General features: G+C 45.1%; 12 protein-coding genes. 3 read left to right on the plus strand and 9 right to left on the minus strand.

Annotated elements, in window-relative coordinates:
- Window positions 1-21: 21 nt before the first annotated feature.
- Entirely contained in the window at window positions 22-297 is a 276-nt protein-coding gene (locus BLR84_RS11920; protein ID WP_090468187.1) for a hypothetical protein, read from the minus strand.
- Between the two features lie 257 nt (window positions 298-554).
- On the opposite strand from BLR84_RS11920, the gene BLR84_RS11925 reads away from it, so the two are divergent.
- On the plus strand, window positions 555-2,450 hold the full coding sequence (locus BLR84_RS11925) for an AAA domain-containing protein (protein ID WP_090468189.1): 1,896 nt from the start codon (window positions 555-557) through the stop codon (window positions 2,448-2,450).
- Window positions 2,451-2,615: 165 nt separating this feature from the next.
- Window positions 2,616-3,650: a class 1 fructose-bisphosphatase gene (gene fbp / locus BLR84_RS11930; RefSeq protein WP_090468191.1), complete on the plus strand. Its 1,035-nt coding sequence runs from the start codon at window positions 2,616-2,618 to the stop codon at window positions 3,648-3,650.
- Window positions 3,651-3,792: 142 nt separating this feature from the next.
- Here fbp and pckA read toward each other — a convergent pair whose 3' ends face one another.
- The 4 genes from pckA to BLR84_RS11950 all read right to left on the minus strand — a co-directional run bounded on the left by pckA (window position 3,793) and on the right by BLR84_RS11950 (window position 9,874).
- The gene (pckA, locus tag BLR84_RS11935) at window positions 3,793-5,388 is read right to left on the minus strand and encodes a phosphoenolpyruvate carboxykinase (ATP) (protein WP_090468193.1); all 1,596 of its coding nucleotides are present in this window, start codon (window positions 5,386-5,388) and stop codon (window positions 3,793-3,795) included.
- Window positions 5,389-5,725: 337 nt separating this feature from the next.
- Entirely contained in the window at window positions 5,726-7,978 is a 2,253-nt protein-coding gene (locus tag BLR84_RS11940; protein WP_090468194.1) for a CocE/NonD family hydrolase, read from the minus strand.
- 139 nt (window positions 7,979-8,117) lie between these two features.
- Window positions 8,118-8,816: a LytR/AlgR family response regulator transcription factor gene (locus BLR84_RS11945; RefSeq protein ID WP_090468196.1), complete on the minus strand. Its 699-nt coding sequence runs from the start codon at window positions 8,814-8,816 to the stop codon at window positions 8,118-8,120.
- Window positions 8,813-9,874: a sensor histidine kinase gene (locus tag BLR84_RS11950; protein WP_090468198.1), complete on the minus strand. Its 1,062-nt coding sequence runs from the start codon at window positions 9,872-9,874 to the stop codon at window positions 8,813-8,815. The genes BLR84_RS11945 and BLR84_RS11950 overlap by 4 nt, the downstream gene beginning before the upstream one ends.
- A 273-nt stretch (window positions 9,875-10,147) precedes the next feature.
- On the opposite strand from BLR84_RS11950, the gene BLR84_RS11955 reads away from it, so the two are divergent.
- Window positions 10,148-13,000, plus strand: coding sequence for a TonB-dependent receptor (locus BLR84_RS11955; RefSeq protein ID WP_090468200.1), 2,853 nt, complete (start codon window positions 10,148-10,150; stop codon window positions 12,998-13,000).
- Window positions 13,001-13,076: 76 nt separating this feature from the next.
- On the opposite strand, the gene BLR84_RS11960 is transcribed toward BLR84_RS11955, so the two are convergent.
- Genes BLR84_RS11960 through BLR84_RS11975 form a run of 4 tightly spaced genes read right to left on the minus strand, consistent with a single transcriptional unit; the run spans window position 13,077 to window position 18,366 of the window.
- Entirely contained in the window at window positions 13,077-14,150 is a 1,074-nt protein-coding gene (locus BLR84_RS11960) for a cellulase family glycosylhydrolase (RefSeq protein ID WP_090468202.1), read from the minus strand.
- 11 nt (window positions 14,151-14,161) lie between these two features.
- Window positions 14,162-15,304 (minus strand): sialidase family protein, encoded by a 1,143-nt coding sequence (locus BLR84_RS11965; RefSeq protein ID WP_090468204.1) that lies wholly within the window; start codon window positions 15,302-15,304, stop codon window positions 14,162-14,164.
- A 5-nt stretch (window positions 15,305-15,309) separates the two neighbouring features.
- Window positions 15,310-16,347 (minus strand): family 43 glycosylhydrolase, encoded by a 1,038-nt coding sequence (locus BLR84_RS11970; RefSeq protein ID WP_090468205.1) that lies wholly within the window; start codon window positions 16,345-16,347, stop codon window positions 15,310-15,312.
- An 18-nt stretch (window positions 16,348-16,365) separates the two neighbouring features.
- On the minus strand, window positions 16,366-18,366 hold the full coding sequence (locus BLR84_RS11975; protein ID WP_176852043.1) for a beta-L-arabinofuranosidase domain-containing protein: 2,001 nt from the start codon (window positions 18,364-18,366) through the stop codon (window positions 16,366-16,368).
- Window positions 18,367-18,374 lie beyond the last annotated feature (8 nt).

Raw genomic sequence — 18,374 nt, forward strand, 5'->3', positions numbered from 1 at the left:
TCGGTTTAGTAAATTTTTATCTCAATGCTCATTCAATTTTTCTTCAATACGTTCCTGCATCTGTTTTTTATACTTTTCATCCAGCTTCAATTCAGTAACTTTTCCCGGATGGAAAAGCTCTCGCACCTTCTTATTAATGAGCGCGCTTTGCTGTTCAAACACCCGGCAAACCGTGCAACCGGCCAGGTGGATCTTCAGCTCCAGTTTTTCGCGGAGCGTTAAATGGTCTATCAGCTTCTTCTCAATTAAATGAGTGGCTTTGCGACAGTTGTATGCTATTTTTGTTAGTTCATCCATATTCCTCCCCTTTTAAAGAGTTAGTCGTGCGGAATGGCACTCCCTTACAGTTTTTTTGGAGCAATGATATTTGGAGCAAGGAACAAGGACTTTTGGAGCAAAGATTTTTGGAGCAAAGAACAAGGATAAAATGGAGAAGGTGAATTAATCTTATTGTCTTTAGTCCTTGTTCTAAAAATCCTTGTTCTTTGTTCCTCCTATCCTTGCTCCTTGCTCTTCTTATCCTTACTCCTAAAAATCCCCTACCTTTGCAGGCAATGGATTATTTCAAAAAACTCCTTGACCTGCTGAACAAAGAAAAAGAGGAAGATCGTAACGCTTATCTTAAACTAACGGAAAATACATCAGCTGCTGACCGCAGGGCACAGGGACTTAGCTGGTATCCTATCGCTATCCGTGGAACGGAACCCGGCCGGGGCGATTATATCAATGTTGAAGTGGAACGCACCACGCATAAAGACCTATCGCACCAGTTGCGTTTTGGCGTACCTGCGGCCCTGTTCTCCAATCATGATCCAAAAACCGACCGTGTGGAAGGCACCATTACCTACCAGGGTGGCGACCGCTTAAAGATCACCTTATACACCGACGAACTGCCCGACTGGGCCCGTGATGGTAAACTGGGCATCGACCTGCTTTTTGACAACAACAGCTATGATGAAATGCAGAACGCCATAAAACAGGCTTCGGCATTGGCAGCAAAACCACAGGAAGGGCGTTTGATCCAGATCCTTACCGGGGAGAAAGCACCCTCGTTTAATACCACTGCTCCTATTTTTGTCACTCGCTTAAATGCGTCGCAGACGGAGGCGGTTAATAAAATAGTTTCGGCACAGGACCTGGCTGTTGTTCATGGGCCGCCGGGTACGGGTAAAACTACTACACTGGTACAGGCCATCAAGGCGCTTATACAGCAGGATAAAAAACAGGTTTTGGTTGTCGCGCCGAGCAATACCGCGGTTGATCTGCTCAGCGAAAAACTAACCGATGAGGGCCTGAATGTACTGCGTATTGGCAACCCGGCCCGGGTATCCGAAAAACTGTTCTCCTTAACGCTCGATAGCAAGATTGCCGAGCACAGCGATAACAAAGAGATCAAAAAACTCAAGAAACAAGCCAGTGCGTATAAGGACATGGCCCATAAATACAAACGCAGCTTTGGTAAAGCGGAGCGCGACCAACGCAAGGCCCTATTCAACGAAGCGCATAAGATCATGAAGGATGTGGCGGCCACCGAGCAGCATATTGTTGATGACCTCGTCGGTAAAGCCCAGGTGATCACCGCGACGCTGGTGGGCGCCAATCATTACACCATACGCGATGTAAAATTTGAAACCGTAGTTATTGATGAGGCCGGTCAGGCGCTGGAGCCTGCCTGTTGGATCCCCATACTCAAAGCCCAAAAAGTAATATTGGCCGGTGACCATTGCCAGTTGTCCCCTACCATTAAATCGGCAGAGGCGGCAAGGAACGGATTGAGTACTACCCTGCTGGAAAAATGCGCCGCCCTGCACCCTGAAGCTGTAGTATTACTGGAAGAACAATACCGCATGCACGAGGCCATCATGGGCTTTTCGTCAGCAGAGTTTTATCAGAACAGGCTGAGAGCGCATGCCTCTGTAGCGCAGCGTTTATTATTTCCGGGCGATATGCCTGTTTCTTTTGTAGATATCGCAGGTTGTGGCTTCGACGAGCAGCAGCAAGGCACCAGCGTAGCCAACCCGGAAGAAGCCGCGTTTTTATTAAAGCATCTGAATAAGCTGGTCGGCAATTTAACTGATACCGCCAATTTCCCCTCCATTGCCATTATAGCGCCTTATAAAGAGCAGATCAGGGTGTTGAATGAGCTGGTGGCGGCCCATCCAGAATTATTTCCCTACAGCGAGCATATTTCGATAAATACGGTTGATAGTTTCCAGGGACAGGAACGGGATGTGGTTTATATCAGCATGACGCGCAGTAATTCCGAAGGTGAGATCGGTTTCCTTTCAGATATCCGCCGGATGAACGTTGCCCTGACCCGTGCCCGGAAGAAACTGGTAGTTATCGGCGATAGTTCTACCCTAACCAGACTGCCTTTTTATGCCGATCTTATCGACTATACCGAACGCCTGAATGCTTACGAAAGTGCATGGACATATGCCGGTGAATAATATACCGTGCTAACACCTTTTAGTAGCAATTTTTACACTATCAAATCACATTACGCAATCGTTATCGACGATAAATATTGCCAAATTGTTTCATTTTAGGCTTTTTTATGATTATCTTGTCAGCAAACCAAGGACAAATTAATACGTAAAAAACACACTAAGCCTATGGCACAAGCAAAAACATTAGGACAATTTATCATTGAAAAGCAAGCCGACTTTCCTTACGCCAAAGGTGAGCTTTCGCGCCTGTTGCGTGATATAGGTATTGCGGCAAAAATTGTTAACCGCGAGGTGAACAAAGCCGGTTTGATGGATATGCAGGGAGAAGCTGGTAGCACCAATGTTCAGGGCGAGAGTCAGCAAAAACTGGATATTTATGCCAATGAGCAATTTATAACAGCCCTTAAAAGCGGTGGGGAATGCTGTATCGTTGCATCCGAAGAAAACGAAGAGATCGTGATGCTGGATACCGATGTGTCCCTAAATGCTAAATATATTGTAGCTATTGACCCCCTGGATGGATCATCCAATATTGATGTAAATGTATCGGTAGGTACTATATTTTCTATATATCGCCGTCAAAGTACCAGTGGTCGTGCTACACTGGCCGATGTTTTACAAAAAGGAGTAAACCAGGTTGCCGCCGGTTATGTGATCTACGGTACATCAACCATGCTGGTTTATACCACCGGCAAAGGCGTTAACGGCTTTACACTGGATCCGTCAATAGGCGAATTCTGTTTATCGCACCCGGACATGAAAATACCCAAAACAGGCATTATCTATTCTATCAACGAAGGTTACTACGTACATTTCCCGCAAGGGGTAAAATCATATATCAAATATTGCCAGGTAGAAGACGAAACTACTCATCGTCCCTACAGCTCGCGTTACGTAGGCTCTATGATAGCCGATCTGCACCGCAGCATGATCAAAGGTGGTATTTTTATTTACCCGGTTACCGCGGCCACCCCTGGTGGTAAATTACGACTGGTTTATGAGTGCAACCCCATGTCCTTTGTTATTGAGCAGGCCGGTGGTCGTGCCACAGACGGTAAAAACCGCATTATGGAACTGGATGTTAATTCCCTGCACCAACGTACCCCTATTTTTATTGGCTCCGAACAAATGGTGCTTAAAGCCGAAGAGTTTATGGCCGAAGCTGTGGAAGAGGAAATGAGTATGGGGTTGGCGGGGTAAAGAATAGTAAACAGATTATGTCATTGCGAGCGATAGCGTGGCAATCTCTTCGCGTTTATGTACGCGAGGAGATTGCTTCGTCGTTCCTCCTCGCAATGACATATTTTTTATTTTTCTATAAAAACACAATTATGATCTATTATCAGGCTGCTACAACCGTTGGCCCAACGGAGCATAACATCCCATCAGAGAAACCTTTATACTGGCTACAGTTTTTGCGAAAAAGTTCCGCCAGGTGGGTGGCCGTTTCTTCGTAATTGTAGGAATCGGTCCAGGTATTGGCCGGGTTCAGCAATTCTGATGGCACACCAGGACAGCTTTCCGGTATCATCAGATCAAAAATAGGTAGCTTTTGGTAAGGCACATCAATCAGCTGTCCTTTTAGTGCAGCCTTGATCATGGCGCGGGTATAACTCAACTTGATACGTTCGCCCGTTCCATATGATCCTCCTGTCCAGCCGGTATTCACCAGCCATACATTAAGTGGGTACTTATCCAGTTTTTCGCCCAGCATTTCGGCATATTTGGTCGGATGCAGGGGTAAAAACGCCCTACCGAAGCAAGCCGAGAAAGTAGCTTCGGGCTCGTTAATACCATATTCCGTTCCGGCTATTTTTGCCGTATAGCCCGACAGAAAATAATACATAGCCTGCGACTTATTCAGTTTAGAAATAGGCGGCAACACACCAAAGGCATCAGCTGTAAGAAAAAATATATTCTTCGGAACATCTCCAATTGCTGGTTCAATAGCGTTGCTGATAAAATGCATGGGGTACGATAAGCGGATATTTTCGGTTTTGGACAGGTTATCAAAATCGACCGTTTTTGACCAGGGCTTAAAACAAATGTTTTCCAGAAGCGCGCCCGGCTGCATGGCATGGTATATCTGCGGCTCCTTTTCGGCCGTTAATCCGGCTATTTTGGCATAACACCCGCCTTCAAAATTAAACACCGAGTTTTCGCCCCAGCCATGCTCATCATCGCCAATCAGCTGTCGGTCCGGATCGGCAGAGAGTGTGGTTTTCCCGGTTCCCGATAAACCGAAAAAGATGGCCGTATCGCCTTCAACGCCTTTATTGGCGGCACAGTGCATGGGCAGAATATCCTGGCGTGGCAAAAGAAAATTCAATACGGTAAACACCGCTTTTTTGATCTCGCCGGTATAGCCTGTCCCTCCTATCAGGATCACCTTGCGGGTAAAGTTGATGATCGAAAAATTATGCTGACGGGTGCCGTCCACAGCAGCATCGGCTTTAAAACCCGGGGCCGATATGATTGTCCACTCCGGATCAATAACCCCATCAGGGCGCAGGAACAGGTTGTAAGCAAACAGGTTCTGGCTGGCGGTTTCGGTGATCACACGCAGGGTGAGACGGCTGCTTTTGTCGGCGCAAACCATGGCATTACGTATAAAAATAGACTTACCATACAGGTAATCTATTACCTTAGTGTACAGACTATCAAACACTTCCGCATCCACGGAAATATTAATATCACTCCACCAAACAGTGTCTTTTGTCACACTGTCCAGCACAATAAAGCGGTCTTTTGGCGAGCGGCCGGTAAACTCACCAGTGTCGATAGTTAAAACGTCATGATCTGTCAAATAGCCTTCTTTACGCTCCAGAGCAGCTTTTATCAAGTCCTCCGGCGATAATTGATAGTGAATTTCCTGGGCTTTATTGAGCTCAGGAAACTCCGTTTGTAAGCTTGTTTCTTTATTAGTGACTTGTCCCATATCACATTAATTTTGTTATTGGTTTGGGGCAAAACTAAGACTACAAAAACGCAATTCAAAATATATAATAACTGATAATCAATAAGTTGTATTCAATACACTAAGTCAGTTACACCTACTAATCAGGGGGTTACCATCATATTTGACGGGGAATTGTTTTTGAAATATTTATAGCTGTAATATTGACGGAAATAAGCCAAAAATGGCCATTTGGGGGTATTTTCATAATTCCCTATGTCATCTCGAACGATAGTGAGAGATCTTTTGCGCGCGATAAGCCCGGCGTAAAAGATCTCTCCTCGTACCTCGTTCGAGATGACATTTCTGATAGCTCCGTTTATTGTTTAATTGGCACACTGATAAAACTATCATTATACCAATGAATACGCAGCGGAATTTTTCCGTCGCTGACAGTTTCGGTGCTGACGTCCTTACCCGTTCCGTAGTTAACCTGCGCGAATGAGTTTTTGTTGATATCCAGTATTACCAGCAGTCGGCTACCCTTGCTTAATTGACGGCTCACCATACGGCTACGATAAAACGGGATGGTTTCTATTTTACCCGGCTGCAATAAATGCCGCACGCTCATATCTTCCGCATAACTGGCACGTCCCAAAAAGTACGATAGATCAAAAAAATCGCCATTGGGCATCACTTCATATAGGGAAACGCCGATATCCATATCCTTTTTGTTGATCATGGCTTTTAAACTGCCGCCAAACATACCGTTTACCTCTACTGGTTTATCAAAAGGCTGGCTCATAAAAAATAAACCAGTGCTATGATCGAGCTCTTTTTTGATGATGGGATAAGGGTAGTAATTGTTATTGTTTGAAGTTTGATGATCGGCCAGATTAACCTCCTGGTTAAGCGCCGCCAGTGTGTCGGTTTTTTTATCGGAAAGCAGGTAATGATCGCCCTCCTTTTTATCAGTAAGGTATAAGTTTAGTGTGGTATTGGCCATTTTTGGTATCGAGGCCGCATGCTCCCACTTGTTGGCACCCATCACCTCAAAGTTCACCCTATCCTGTAATATAGCTGGCTTTTTAGCGCCTTTTAAGATGTGATCCAGCCACTGAAAAGTAATATCCCGGGTGCTGATCAGGGCTACGGAATCAACAGCATAATCGCGCAATACAGGATATCCGCCGCGTTGCGCCCCAAAATGATCATACGGGCCGATGATCAGGTAATGCTCGGCCTTAGGGTTATATTTTAAATGCTCTTGCAAGTAATGTATAGCCGATATCTGTCCATCGTCATAATACCCGGTAACGGTAAGTATGGGGATGTTGATATTAGCAAAACCTTTTTGATAAGGTATCTGCTCCTGCCAATACCGGTCAAAGCCGGGATGTTTGAGCCAGCGCTGCAATAAAGGATTTGTCGTTCCGTCGATGCTGTCGAGTTTGTTATAGGCTACGCCGCTGGTATACCATTTATCGTTCATTGATCGCCATCGCTGCGGGTTGTAATAAACCTCGTTATCCAGATATTTATTATTGGTAACATACAGGAACCAGCCATAATTGGCATTAATAAACACATTGTTTTCCATCGGCAAACCCAAACCCGACATTGCCGCCACATAGGGCACAATGGTTTTAAGTGCCGGGTGATGATATTTGGCTGCTGCCCATTGTGTAAAGCCATTATAACTGCCCCCATACATGCCTATTTTACCGTTACACCAGCTTTGCTTACTGATCCAGTCGATCACTTCATTGGCATCTTTTCCATCATTTTCATAAGGAACAATCTGATCCGGACTTAAACCTTTACCACGAGTATAAGCCATCACTCCGGTATAACCATGAAGAGCAGGTTCCAATATAGATGACCATGCCGTGCTATCGGCATAAATAGTGTATTGCAAAACCACCGGCTGAGGGCCTGTAAAACCTTTTAAACGAACAACAATGGCTGCAATGGAAGCACCATCCTTTGTTTTAATGAGTTGGTTACGGATAATATATCGCTTGTTAAATTCATCGTTTAATAAGGTTTTTGATATGGCCTCAGCCTGCTGATAAAAGTTAAGCAGGTAGTATTTCTTGCATAGTATCACAGCATCTTTTATATCCAGGCTGTCGTTTTTATCAGCGTCGGACAATGCCTGGGTAAAATCTTTTTTTACTTCATTTATCCCACTGCGGGTGATGAATGCGAGCGAAAAATGTACGGCATCCTTATTGCTCAACCCGGAAAATGCATCGATGAACAATGGTTTATAGGTCTGATTAAACGAGAGACCACCTGATGACTGTTTGAGCCTGGTTTGCGCAAATAGTTCGTGTTGTTTATATAATAGCTCATCGGTGTTTTTTGCCATCCCACACAAGGCGGCAATACTTTTCAAAGCATCCACGTTCCTGCCGGCTAATATCTGCAGCCTGAACACATCATTAAGATAGCTGTTTTGATCAGCAGTATGCTGATATTTTGCCAATACTTCATTAGCCAGCACGGGCATTTGCCGGGCTATAGCCACACTATCAGTTTCATTTAGTTTCTGAAAATGAACTCGTTGCGCGTGGCAACAAAAGCTTATCAAAAGGCATAGCAATGCCATACAGAGTTTTCTGTTCATAATTTTAATGTTTTACCTCACCTAAATCCTCTCCAAAGGAGAGGACTTGGATGAGCAGGATGATACTTTTTGTTATTAAATCCTCCCTCTGGTCGTTTTCCTTCTCCTTTGGAGAAGGTGGCCGAAAGCCGGATGAGGTCTATACACGGCCCATACTTTTCAGCTTTACGGATTGCCGGTCGGAGGCCTCGAGCACCTCCCCCGTTCGCAGGCTGATCTGCAGGCGGCCATTGGGAACGATTTGAATGTTTTGAATAAATTGCAAGTTGATGATCTGTGAACGATTGATCCGGAAGAAAATATTGGCATCCAGTTTTTCTTCCAGTTGATTGAGCGAGCTTTTCAGGAATACATTTTTTTCCTCAAAATACAGCCGGGCATAGTTGTCCATGGATTCTATCAAATGCACCTTACTCCATTTAATAAAATGATACTGCTGCCTGTCTTTTACAAATATTTGTGGATCGTTGGTTTGTTGCGCCAGCTTTTGTCTCACCTTTTCCATAGCCTGGGCAAAACGTTCTTCGCGGATGGGTTTTGTCAGGTAATCCAGCGCGTTCACCTCAAAGGCCTTTACCGCATATTCATCAAAAGCCGTGGTAAATATCACTTCAGGTACTTCGTTCAATGATTCCAGCAGATCAAACCCCGAACGTTCGGGCATTTGCACATCCAGAAAAAGCAGGTCGGGATGTTTTTCTGTTATCTGTAGTTCGGCCTCATCAGCGTTTTTGGCCTCTCCTATGATCTCCATGTCGGCATAAGGCAACAACAGGCGTTTGATCTCCTGCCGGGCCATGCGTTCATCATCAACTATCAATACACGCAGTTTTTTCATGAGTTGGGGATCATTATAGTGGCTAAAACAATGCCCGGCATTCGTCCGGTAATAGTAAAAGTCGCTTTGCCTTTATATTGTAATTCCAGGCGTTCCTGTAAATTTTTTAAACCAACACCATTAGCAGACCCATCAATATCCAGATGCCCCGGGTTTTGAACCCCGATATGAATATGTTCCGGAAATTTCTCGACCCGGATGCTGACAAGCCCTCCATCTTTTTGCTTCGAGATGCCATGTTTAATGGCATTTTCGACCAAGGTTTGCACGCTCAGTCTTAGTATCGATATTTTTAAAAGTTCATCATCAACCTTAATGGTAAATTGCAATCGCTCCTCAAAGCGCAGTTTTTCCAGTTCGAGGTAATCTTTTACCAGTTCAATTTCATTGTTTACGAATGTCAACATCATATCACCACTATACAAACTGGTACGCAGGATATCTGACAGCAGATCGATACCCCTGCGTGCCGACTCGGGATTTTCGATCACCAGTGCTTTTATGTTATTGAGCGAATTGAACAGAAAATGCGGATTAAGCTGAGCCGACAGGTTATTCAGCTGCGCCTCACGGGTAATAATGGCTAACCGGGCGTTTTCTTTAGCGATGCGAATCTCCCGTTGTTCATATTGATATAAATGATAAGCCAGCAACCAGATGGACATGAGCCGAACTCCTGCTACAAAGATTCCCTGCATATTCAGATGCGTAAATTCCTGAAGAGATTGATGAAATGATGGGATAAACCAGGATTTTAAAAGGTATATCTTAAACAAGGTAACAGCAGTATAAATTAAACCTAATATGAAAGCAGCAGGTATAATTCTTTGAAGCAATTGGTCAAGCCCCAACAATTGCCATTGGTGGCGCAATGCAAAATTGCGGTATAAATGTGTGATGAGGATGTAAAAACCAACATCGGTTATAAACTGCGCTAAACCTAGTAATGGATCAAAGCCATCTCCAGTAATGCCCGTGTACCCCCAATACAGCGCGGCCACCGACCAGCCGATGAGCTGACATTTCCAATAAAGAGAAAGGGAGAAAGGCTTTTTCAATTTGTGCTTTACTTATTTATACTCCAAAGCAACAAAATCTATCCTCAACAAAAAAATAAAGTACAGGAACGGGGCATTTCGGGGATAAACGGGTTATAAAACATTCAAGGCAAACAACATATCTAATATGGCTTATTCATCTTCCATATCTATACTATTTAATATTAGTTATTACAAAAACAGCCGACTAATTTGATTTATAATGAATTAACCGCAACAGAAATGTATTTTTTTTGATACAAATCACTATATTAAACCCAAATCTTATTAACTATGAAAATTCTGTACATTAAAACTTCGCTATTATTAGTGTTTATGGCCAGCGCTAATATATTATTTGGCCAGGGAATAAAAGGCAAAATAACTGATGCCGCAAATGGTGCAACCATGCCGGGCGTAAGCGTTTCGGTTGTTGGCACTTCGCAAGGAGCTTCCTCAAACGAAAAGGGCGAATATTCCCTAAAACTATCGCAGGGCAGTTATCAGCTTAAAGTTTCCTTTATCGGGTACGAAACCCAAACTACCAGTGTAACTGTTAGCGGCAGCACGCAAACACTTGATTTTAGCCTAAAGCCTTTGAGCAACGCGCTTAATGAGGTGGCAGTAGTAGGTTCGCGCTCCACCAAACCACGTACCAATATCGAATCGCCGGTGCCTGTGGATGTGATCTCGGCCAAAGAGATGCGCAGTTTCCCGCAAACGGATATTACCCAGGTATTAAATTACATAGCCCCCTCCTTCAGCTCCAACCGGCAAACCGTAGCTGATGGTACCGACCACATCGACCCGGCATCATTAAGAGGCCTTGGGCCCGACCAGGTGCTGGTTCTGGTGAACGGTAAAAGGCGCCACACCACTGCCCTGGTTAACATCAATGGTACATTTGGTCGTGGTACGGTTGGTACCGATATGAACTCGATACCATTGGCCGCTATTGATCATATTGAGGTATTACGTGATGGCGCGGCCGCCCAATACGGTTCAGACGCTATTGCCGGGGTTATCAATATAGTATTGAAAAAGGTAACTCCGCTGGTGATATCTACCAGCTACGGACAATCGGCCACATCAACTAATGGAAATACTTATACCGATGGCAAAACTTACCAGATAGACGGCAGCAAAGGCTGGGATTTGAACGGAAAGGGTTTTGTGAACGTAGCGGCTCAGTATTTGGATCGAGGTGCAACCAATCGTGGCGGTTTGGATACCCACCCTTTGATCTATTCGGCCCTGCCAACCAAAGGTGCAAATGAATCCGAAGCTGATTTTGAAACACGCTTTGCAGGCATTAAAGCCGCCGACGATGCCAAAGCCAAGGCGGATGGCTTTAAGCGCGATAATATGATGATTGGTAACTCCCATTCCAAAAATTTCGGAAGTTTTGGTAACGCCCAATACAGTGTAGCTGATTGGGCCACTGTTTATCTGGCAACAGGCTATACACACAAAACCGGCTCGGCCGCAGGGTTTATTCGCCTGCCCAACCAGTTTACCCAGATCGATGCCACTATTTATCCCGATGGTTTTTTACCCTTTATCAATACTTCTATCAATGATATATCAGCAAGTGGTGGCGTTAAAGGAAAAATCAGCGACTGGACCTACGACCTGAGCAATACTTTTGGTGAAAATAACCTGAGCTATACTATTGATCATACCCTGAATGCCTCATTGCCGATAGGTACAAGTCCAACCTCATTTAAGGCCGGCGAGCTCATCTTTAAGCAAAACACCGTTAACCTTGATGTTTCACGCAAGTATGATTTTACGGGCTTCCTGACTTCATTAAATATGGCGTATGGCGCTGAATACCGCATTGATAATTACGAAATAAAACCCGGCGAGGAATTGTCGTACTCTTACGGTCAACCATCAAAAAATATCCCCGGCAGAGTAGTAGGCGCCACACCCGCCGCGGCCGGCTCGCAGGTATTCCCCGGTTTTAAACCCAGCAATGCTATTGATAAATCAAGAAACAACCAGAGTTTATATGCCGATTACGAAGCTGAGTTTGGCCCGCGCGTATTGTTAGAAGCAGCCGGTCGATACGAGCATTTCAGCGATTTTGGATCAAACTTTTCGTATAAATTTACCGGCAAGGTAAAGGTTATTGATCAACTGGCTATCCGCGGAGCTATAGCCACAGGCTTTAGGGCGCCATCATTAGCTCAACGGTATTTTAATAATGAGAGTACGCAGTTTGTAAGTGGCAACCCTACCCAGGTACTAACCGTTAATAACGACAACCCCATTGTGAGGAAGTTTGGCGTAGGGTCATTAAAACCGGAGAAATCAAAATCATATAGTTTAGGTCTGGCCGGTAAAATAACATCAGCATTAACATTTACCATAGATGCTTACCAGATTGATATCAAAGATCGTATCGTGTTTTCGAGCCAGTTTACCCGGGCTATTCCCGCAGTGGCCGACATATTGAATACCGTTGACCCCAACGGCCAGATCAACAGCGTACAGTTTTTCACCAATGCCATCTCTACCCGTACCAAAGGGCTGGACATTGTATTGGCCGATAGGATCAGTATCAACGCTGCAAGCAGTTTAACGCTTTCCGCAGCGGCTAATTTTAACCAGACTAAGGTACGCTCGATACAGGGATCCGACATTATAGAAGGCAGTGCTGCATTAAAAGCCAAACTGTTCGACCGTACAGAACGTTCACGTTTTGAATCATCGGTACCGGCCAGCAAGATCAATCTGAGCGCCTTATACAACATCAGGAAGTTCGACTTTTCACTAAGATCAGTTTATTTCGGCAAGGTGACCTACCTCAATTCGGTTGATCCTACTATTCCGGCCAACAACCTGCCCCTGGAGCTTGACCAAACTTACTCAGGCAAATGGGTAACCGATCTGGCGATAAGTTATAAGGTGATCAAACAATTAGGCGTTACCCTTAGTGCCAGCAACCTGTTTGATGTATACCCGGATAAAAACTACATGGATCCACGCAACAATGTAAATAACCTGAGCGGCAACCCGGCCAATAATTACACTACCAACCGCGACAATACCTCCAACGGTCACTTTGTATACAGCCGTGCGGTGTCGCAATTTGGGTTTAACGGCAGGTTCTTATCAGGAAAGGTTGTTTATACTTTTTAAAGGAATTATGAGAGAGACACATATGATGTGTCTCTACAAAACAAAACCGTAGAGACGCATTACATGCGTCTCTTTTTTATTTCCCTCTCCCAGTTAAATTTTTGATCAGTTCAGTTTCTTCCGGTTTGTAAGCGCTACCATCCTTGCGAAAAATATCATGAAACCATAGTTTCGGTTCGCTGCCATCAGGTATGGGGGTGTCCCAGGCATAAATGGTATTGGTTTTACCCGATACAAAGCCCCAGTTAATAGCACCTACATTCTCTTTCTTCAACATGGGCAATACCGTGCTGAACAAACTGTTGCGCGGACGTGCCATGTACTCGGTACAGATCAACGGTCGACCGATCATTTTCAGGAACTGAACCGTTTTTAAATGATCCGCTTCGGGCGAGTAATCATGATAAGTAATCACATCAGAATTGGCTATCTGGTACTGGTTCAGGGTTTCTAAATTCCAGCTCCACACCCCGGCACTTACCGGCTGGCCTGGGTTTACTGCTCTGGCCCATTTAAAAACCGATTTTAATAAGGGTAAGGACTTATCGCCTTTACCGGAATTGCCGGGTTCATTGTACAGATCCCACAGCAATATGCGCTTGTCGGCAGCAAAGCGTTTTAATACATCTTTTACATATTTTTCGAGCGCCGGAAAATTGGCAGCCTCTTCAGAAGCCGACTGACCAGGATCCTGCATCCAGCCCGAGTTATGGATACCCGGTTTGGGCTCGGGTTGCTTGCCTGTTTTGGGTTCTTTGTTCCAGCAATCATCAAAAAACACAAACATGGTTTGTATGCCGTGCTTACTGGATATAGCCAGGTATTGATCAACCCGTTTTTTAAAACCTTCGGGATCCTGCTGCCAGGCCAGGTGATGTAAGAATACGCGCATCACATTCATACCTATCCCTTGTGCATAACCCAGCTCTTTGTCTATCGTATTAGGATCGAAGGTATCGGCCTGCCACATTTCTAATTGGTTGATAGCCGTGCTGGGTATAAAATCGCTGCCCACCAACCATTGATGTTTTGCATACCATGTTTTTGCTTTTTGCGCCGACCATACGGGTGCCGGTGCTTTTTGCTGCGCTGATGCCGTCTGGAACAGGACGATCAATGTTATGGCCAGTAATTTTAGTTTATTTTGCATATGTAATATGGTTATTTAATAAGTTGTTCTTTGGCTAAATGTCCTTTGATCATCCAGATAGCTGTGTAATTAGTATAGGCATCTGTTGAGGTAAGGGCTATGATGGTACCATCTTGAAGTACGCACAATGAATTCCACAAGCCGTGTTTATTTAGCGGGACATTAAAAGGCGTAGCTGTATTTACAAAGTCCTCACCCTTACTATTGCCTACAGCAACCTGCATACAGGCCAGCTCCCAATTGCCGTTCCTGCCAAAAGTGCTTTGGTACGATAAAACCGTTTGTCCGCCCGGTAGCTGGCGCAAATAAGGCGCACCGGCATAAACGGTATCAGGGAGTTTAGGTGTTAAGGCATAGCTGCGCTCAGGGTCATTTGCACCAACCGTTTTTCGCCAGTTTTGACTAAAACTATTACGGATGATGGATGGCTTAAACTGTCGGCCGGCATTGTCTTCAATAGAAAACAAGATCTCTTTTGTCCCTTTCAGGATAATGGGGATGGGCATACCATCGCGATGACCGGGTGTAAAAGAAACTATTTCAGGTTGTTTAGTCCATGTTAGGCCGTTATCATGCGACCGGAAAATGGAGATATTTTGCTCATTGGAGTGGGTATAAACCCCTTCGTTAGAGAAGTACAACTGTATTTCGCCGTTGGGTAACTGTATTTGTGATGGCTCCCAGCAGCCGTCCTCAAATTGATAACTGGCCTCGTATATGAGCCGCTCATCCTGCCATGTCTTGCCCTGATCATAGCTCTTTTTAGTTCGGATAGCAAAGTGTTTAGTAGTATCCCAGTTGCCATTTATTTTGTGAGGCCGGGGATTATAGGATATCAGCAGGGAATGATCTCTCAGCTCCAGGATATCGGGTACAGCCATATTTACGCCAGCAACTGCAGAAGCTATCACAACCGGGTTAAGCCAGGTTTTGCCCAGATCATGACTTTGCGTACACTCCACCCCACCATTGCTTTCATATACACATAACAAGTTACCATTATGCAGCTGTATCATTCGGGCATAATTAGCATCCCTGCTTTTGGATAGTGGCGCGATCTTTTTTAGTGATGATTGATCCCAAACGATGGCTGCCTGCCCCATCGACACCAACGGAACAAACAGAAGAATCAAGCAGGTAAACGTTTGTTTCATGACCGTTATTTAATATCGTCAAGCCAAAAATTAAATGGTTTATCTCTGTCGCAAACAAGTGTACCGTTACTAAATTCCAGCTCGGCAGCATGTATGGAGGTACGCTTGGTGGAATAAGAATATGCGCCATCCTTATCTAAACCACCATCATCCTGATGCGTTTTGCGACCTGGATGGGTAAAGTAAATAATATAGGCATGATCATTAGATACAACCACATCGGCATGGGCTCCTGTTGGCGTATCCTCCTTGCGATGACCTGGCGTATCCAGTACCAGTCCCTGGCGCTCCCAGGTTTTGGCGTCATTGGAACGATAAACCCGCTGGCCGTGCCATTCGTCGGTGATCATCCAGTAATAGTTTCTGAACCTGAATATTTTGGGGCCCTCATGTGCCTTGCCATCAATGGCCGGCTTATCAGCAACTTTCCAGTTGATCAGGTCGTTACTTTCGGCAGTCATGGTGATGCTACCCAGTTTCTGATCTTTGTACCACATATACCATTTGCCATCAGGTAGTTTGGTAAGTGTAGGGTCGATGATGTTATGATCGGGAAGATTTAGCAGCCCGGCATATTTCCAATCCCATAAATTCTTGCTGGTATAGTGTATCAGGTGCGCGTCGCCCCCCCATTGACTATAGACCCCGCGAATATAAACTACAAACATGTGATAGATGCCCCTTTCATAAATAATATCGGGTGCCCAAAAGGTATTCTGCCCCTGTTCAAATTCCAACTTCAGCGCGCCTTTGTAAACCCAGGTATGACCGTGATCTTTAGAAGTGGCTACCCCTATTGCGGAGCCATAACAATATGCCACACCCTGCGACTGAACATTGGCCCGGCGCTGAGTATACATCATTGTCCATTCTTTTTCGGCATGATTATAAGCCAATACCGGATCAGCCGCACCATCATAGATCGGGTCGCGGTAAAGCGGCGATGGCGGCTGATGTGTTGTAGATACTGAGTTTTGAGCCTTAAGTTGTGCTACAGACAGCAAAACCAGAACTAATAATGTTATAAAACCCTTCAATTTCATTATTTTCTATTCAAAATATTACTCCAAAACCGGGAATGAGGAAATCCTTAACCTTGCCCCACCCATAGGCACTAATGTCAGTTCAGACAAAGGCTTATCCGTTTTTACCGGGCTTTGGGGCAGTACACCACAAAGACCATATTGATCTATAGCCCAGCCGGGAATTTGTTTACCTTTTGCTTTGAGTTCGATGGGCGCGTTGGTGTTGGTAAATGGATTATCGTCCTTTGGCCAGCTGCGACGAATCACCTTGATAGATTTTTCAGGATGTTGTTCATCTATCACTAAACCATAATTCCAGGCAGATGCCGGATGAATTTCATACGATGGCCATTTCTGCGGATCAGCAGTGGCTTGCCAGTGCGAATCGCCCTGGGTTGATTTACGGCCATCCTGCTTGGTATATTGCTCGTCAATCTTTAACGAATAAGTAAGCGGACCGTAATTTACGCTCACACTATTCTTATTGGCTGCCCACTGGCGCACTTTTAGTTGCATAGGTAGATGCAAGGTTATTTTATCACCATTTTTCCAGGTTTTGGCCAGCTTTATATAATTACCTGTAGAGGTATTTACTGCTACAGAAACACCGTTTACTTTTACAGCCGCTGCCTTGCACCATTCCGGGATACGCAGATAAAGCGGAAAGCTTACCGATCTGGATGTATTAACCGTAAAATTCACCTGGTCTTCAAAAGGATATTTAGTAGTTTCTGTGAGATTTACCGGTGTATCATTACCTACTTTGGCATTTACCTGTCCCTGAGTATACAACTGCACGGCAAGGCCATTATCCGGCGTAGCCATCCAGCTATTCTCAGCATAGTAAACCCAGCCGGCGGCATGGTTGTGCTGGCAGCAGCGGCTGCTGAATGGGTTCATCATCAAAAACGGGCCTTCGTTGGAGATACCCGGGTGATGATCTTTACTGTCACTCACTACCATATTGGGAGCGGTTAGGTAACGCAGCGAACGGTAATCTGGCATAAAAGCAGCAGAGAAAGTATTGAAAGCCACATCTTCGCAGTTCTCAGCCCAAAAGGCATCACCTGTCGAGCCCAGCAACATTTGGTCTGATGTCATTTGCTCTACCATACCACAGGTTTCAACGGCCTGGCGCGGATCGTCATAACCTTTGCGGGCGTTTTCATCGGCGCCGAACATTCCACCGGGTACTTGCCCATAGATTGTGCGGATGAGTTTAAAATCGTTATACGTGGCAGCCAGATCTTTAGGATCATGGCTTTGCAGGTAATAGGTTGCCGGTTCGCGGAAGCACTGCGCCACATTTACGTTATGCCAGTTGGGCAGGGTGTTGGCCTGGCGCCAGTTGGCGGTATTCTTATCGAGTTTGGCAGCCAGATCAAGCAGAAATTTATCGCCGGTACGGTTATACAACCAGTATACACTGAGCATGTTATCACCGCCGCGGCTGTTTTCCCAATAATCCTCTAAAAAATAATCATCGGGTATGGATAGTTCGTATTTAAAATACTTGGTCATAAAGGGTATAACCCGCGGATCTTTACTGTATTCATAATACGATTGCAGGCACCACAGCATCGGCATGTTCGTCCACAGATCGCGGTTGCCTTTATTCATCCTCGCCGGACCGAAATCGCCGCTATCCCGTTGGTTATCCAGCACCGCATCTATCCAGAACTTAGCCTCGGCAATCATCTTTTTATCGTTCAGCATGTAACCGATATCGGCGTAACCTTTTAACCAGTACGGCAATTCCTCCCAACCGTATTCGCCTTTACCTTCTTTGTTCAGCCAGGCATTGTTTGTTTTGGAAAGCCAGATACTGATCTCGCCGAGGTTGCCGGTCAAACCATCTCGCTGCAATTCCAATGCTTTCTTGAGCCAGCCACCCGCTTTGATACTGCCCACAGGCAACTTGGTAAAATATTGCCTGTTCAGTGGTACGCGGTTATTTATGTAGAAGGCATTAGTCTTCCCGTTATCAATCTTGGTTATAGTGGAAGCTTTCACGCCTGTTTGGGCTGTAGCCGCCATATATGAGC

This window comes from Mucilaginibacter sp. OK268, from assembly GCF_900103125.1.
In the GTDB taxonomy this organism is placed as follows: domain Bacteria; phylum Bacteroidota; class Bacteroidia; order Sphingobacteriales; family Sphingobacteriaceae; genus Mucilaginibacter.

What these genes read in the sequence shown, in the direction of transcription:
- BLR84_RS11940 (WP_090468194.1), bottom strand. Translation starts at nt 7,978, where the DNA reads ATGAACAGAAAACTCTGTATGGCATTGCTATGCCTTTTGATAAGCTTT.
- BLR84_RS11960 (WP_090468202.1), bottom strand. Translation starts at nt 14,150, where the DNA reads ATGCAAAATAAACTAAAATTACTGGCCATAACATTGATCGTCCTGTTC.
- BLR84_RS11975 (WP_176852043.1), bottom strand. Translation starts at nt 18,366, where the DNA reads ATGGCGGCTACAGCCCAAACAGGCGTGAAAGCTTCCACTATAACCAAG.
- BLR84_RS11970 (WP_090468205.1), bottom strand. Translation starts at nt 16,347, where the DNA reads ATGAAATTGAAGGGTTTTATAACATTATTAGTTCTGGTTTTGCTGTCT.
- BLR84_RS11965 (WP_090468204.1), bottom strand. Translation starts at nt 15,304, where the DNA reads ATGAAACAAACGTTTACCTGCTTGATTCTTCTGTTTGTTCCGTTGGTG.
- BLR84_RS11955 (WP_090468200.1), top strand. Translation starts at nt 10,148, where the DNA reads ATGAAAATTCTGTACATTAAAACTTCGCTATTATTAGTGTTTATGGCC.
- BLR84_RS11945 (WP_090468196.1), bottom strand. Translation starts at nt 8,816, where the DNA reads ATGAAAAAACTGCGTGTATTGATAGTTGATGATGAACGCATGGCCCGG.
- fbp (WP_090468191.1), top strand. Translation starts at nt 2,616, where the DNA reads ATGGCACAAGCAAAAACATTAGGACAATTTATCATTGAAAAGCAAGCC.
- BLR84_RS11920 (WP_090468187.1), bottom strand. Translation starts at nt 297, where the DNA reads ATGGATGAACTAACAAAAATAGCATACAACTGTCGCAAAGCCACTCAT.
- BLR84_RS11925 (WP_090468189.1), top strand. Translation starts at nt 555, where the DNA reads ATGGATTATTTCAAAAAACTCCTTGACCTGCTGAACAAAGAAAAAGAG.
- pckA (WP_090468193.1), bottom strand. Translation starts at nt 5,388, where the DNA reads ATGGGACAAGTCACTAATAAAGAAACAAGCTTACAAACGGAGTTTCCT.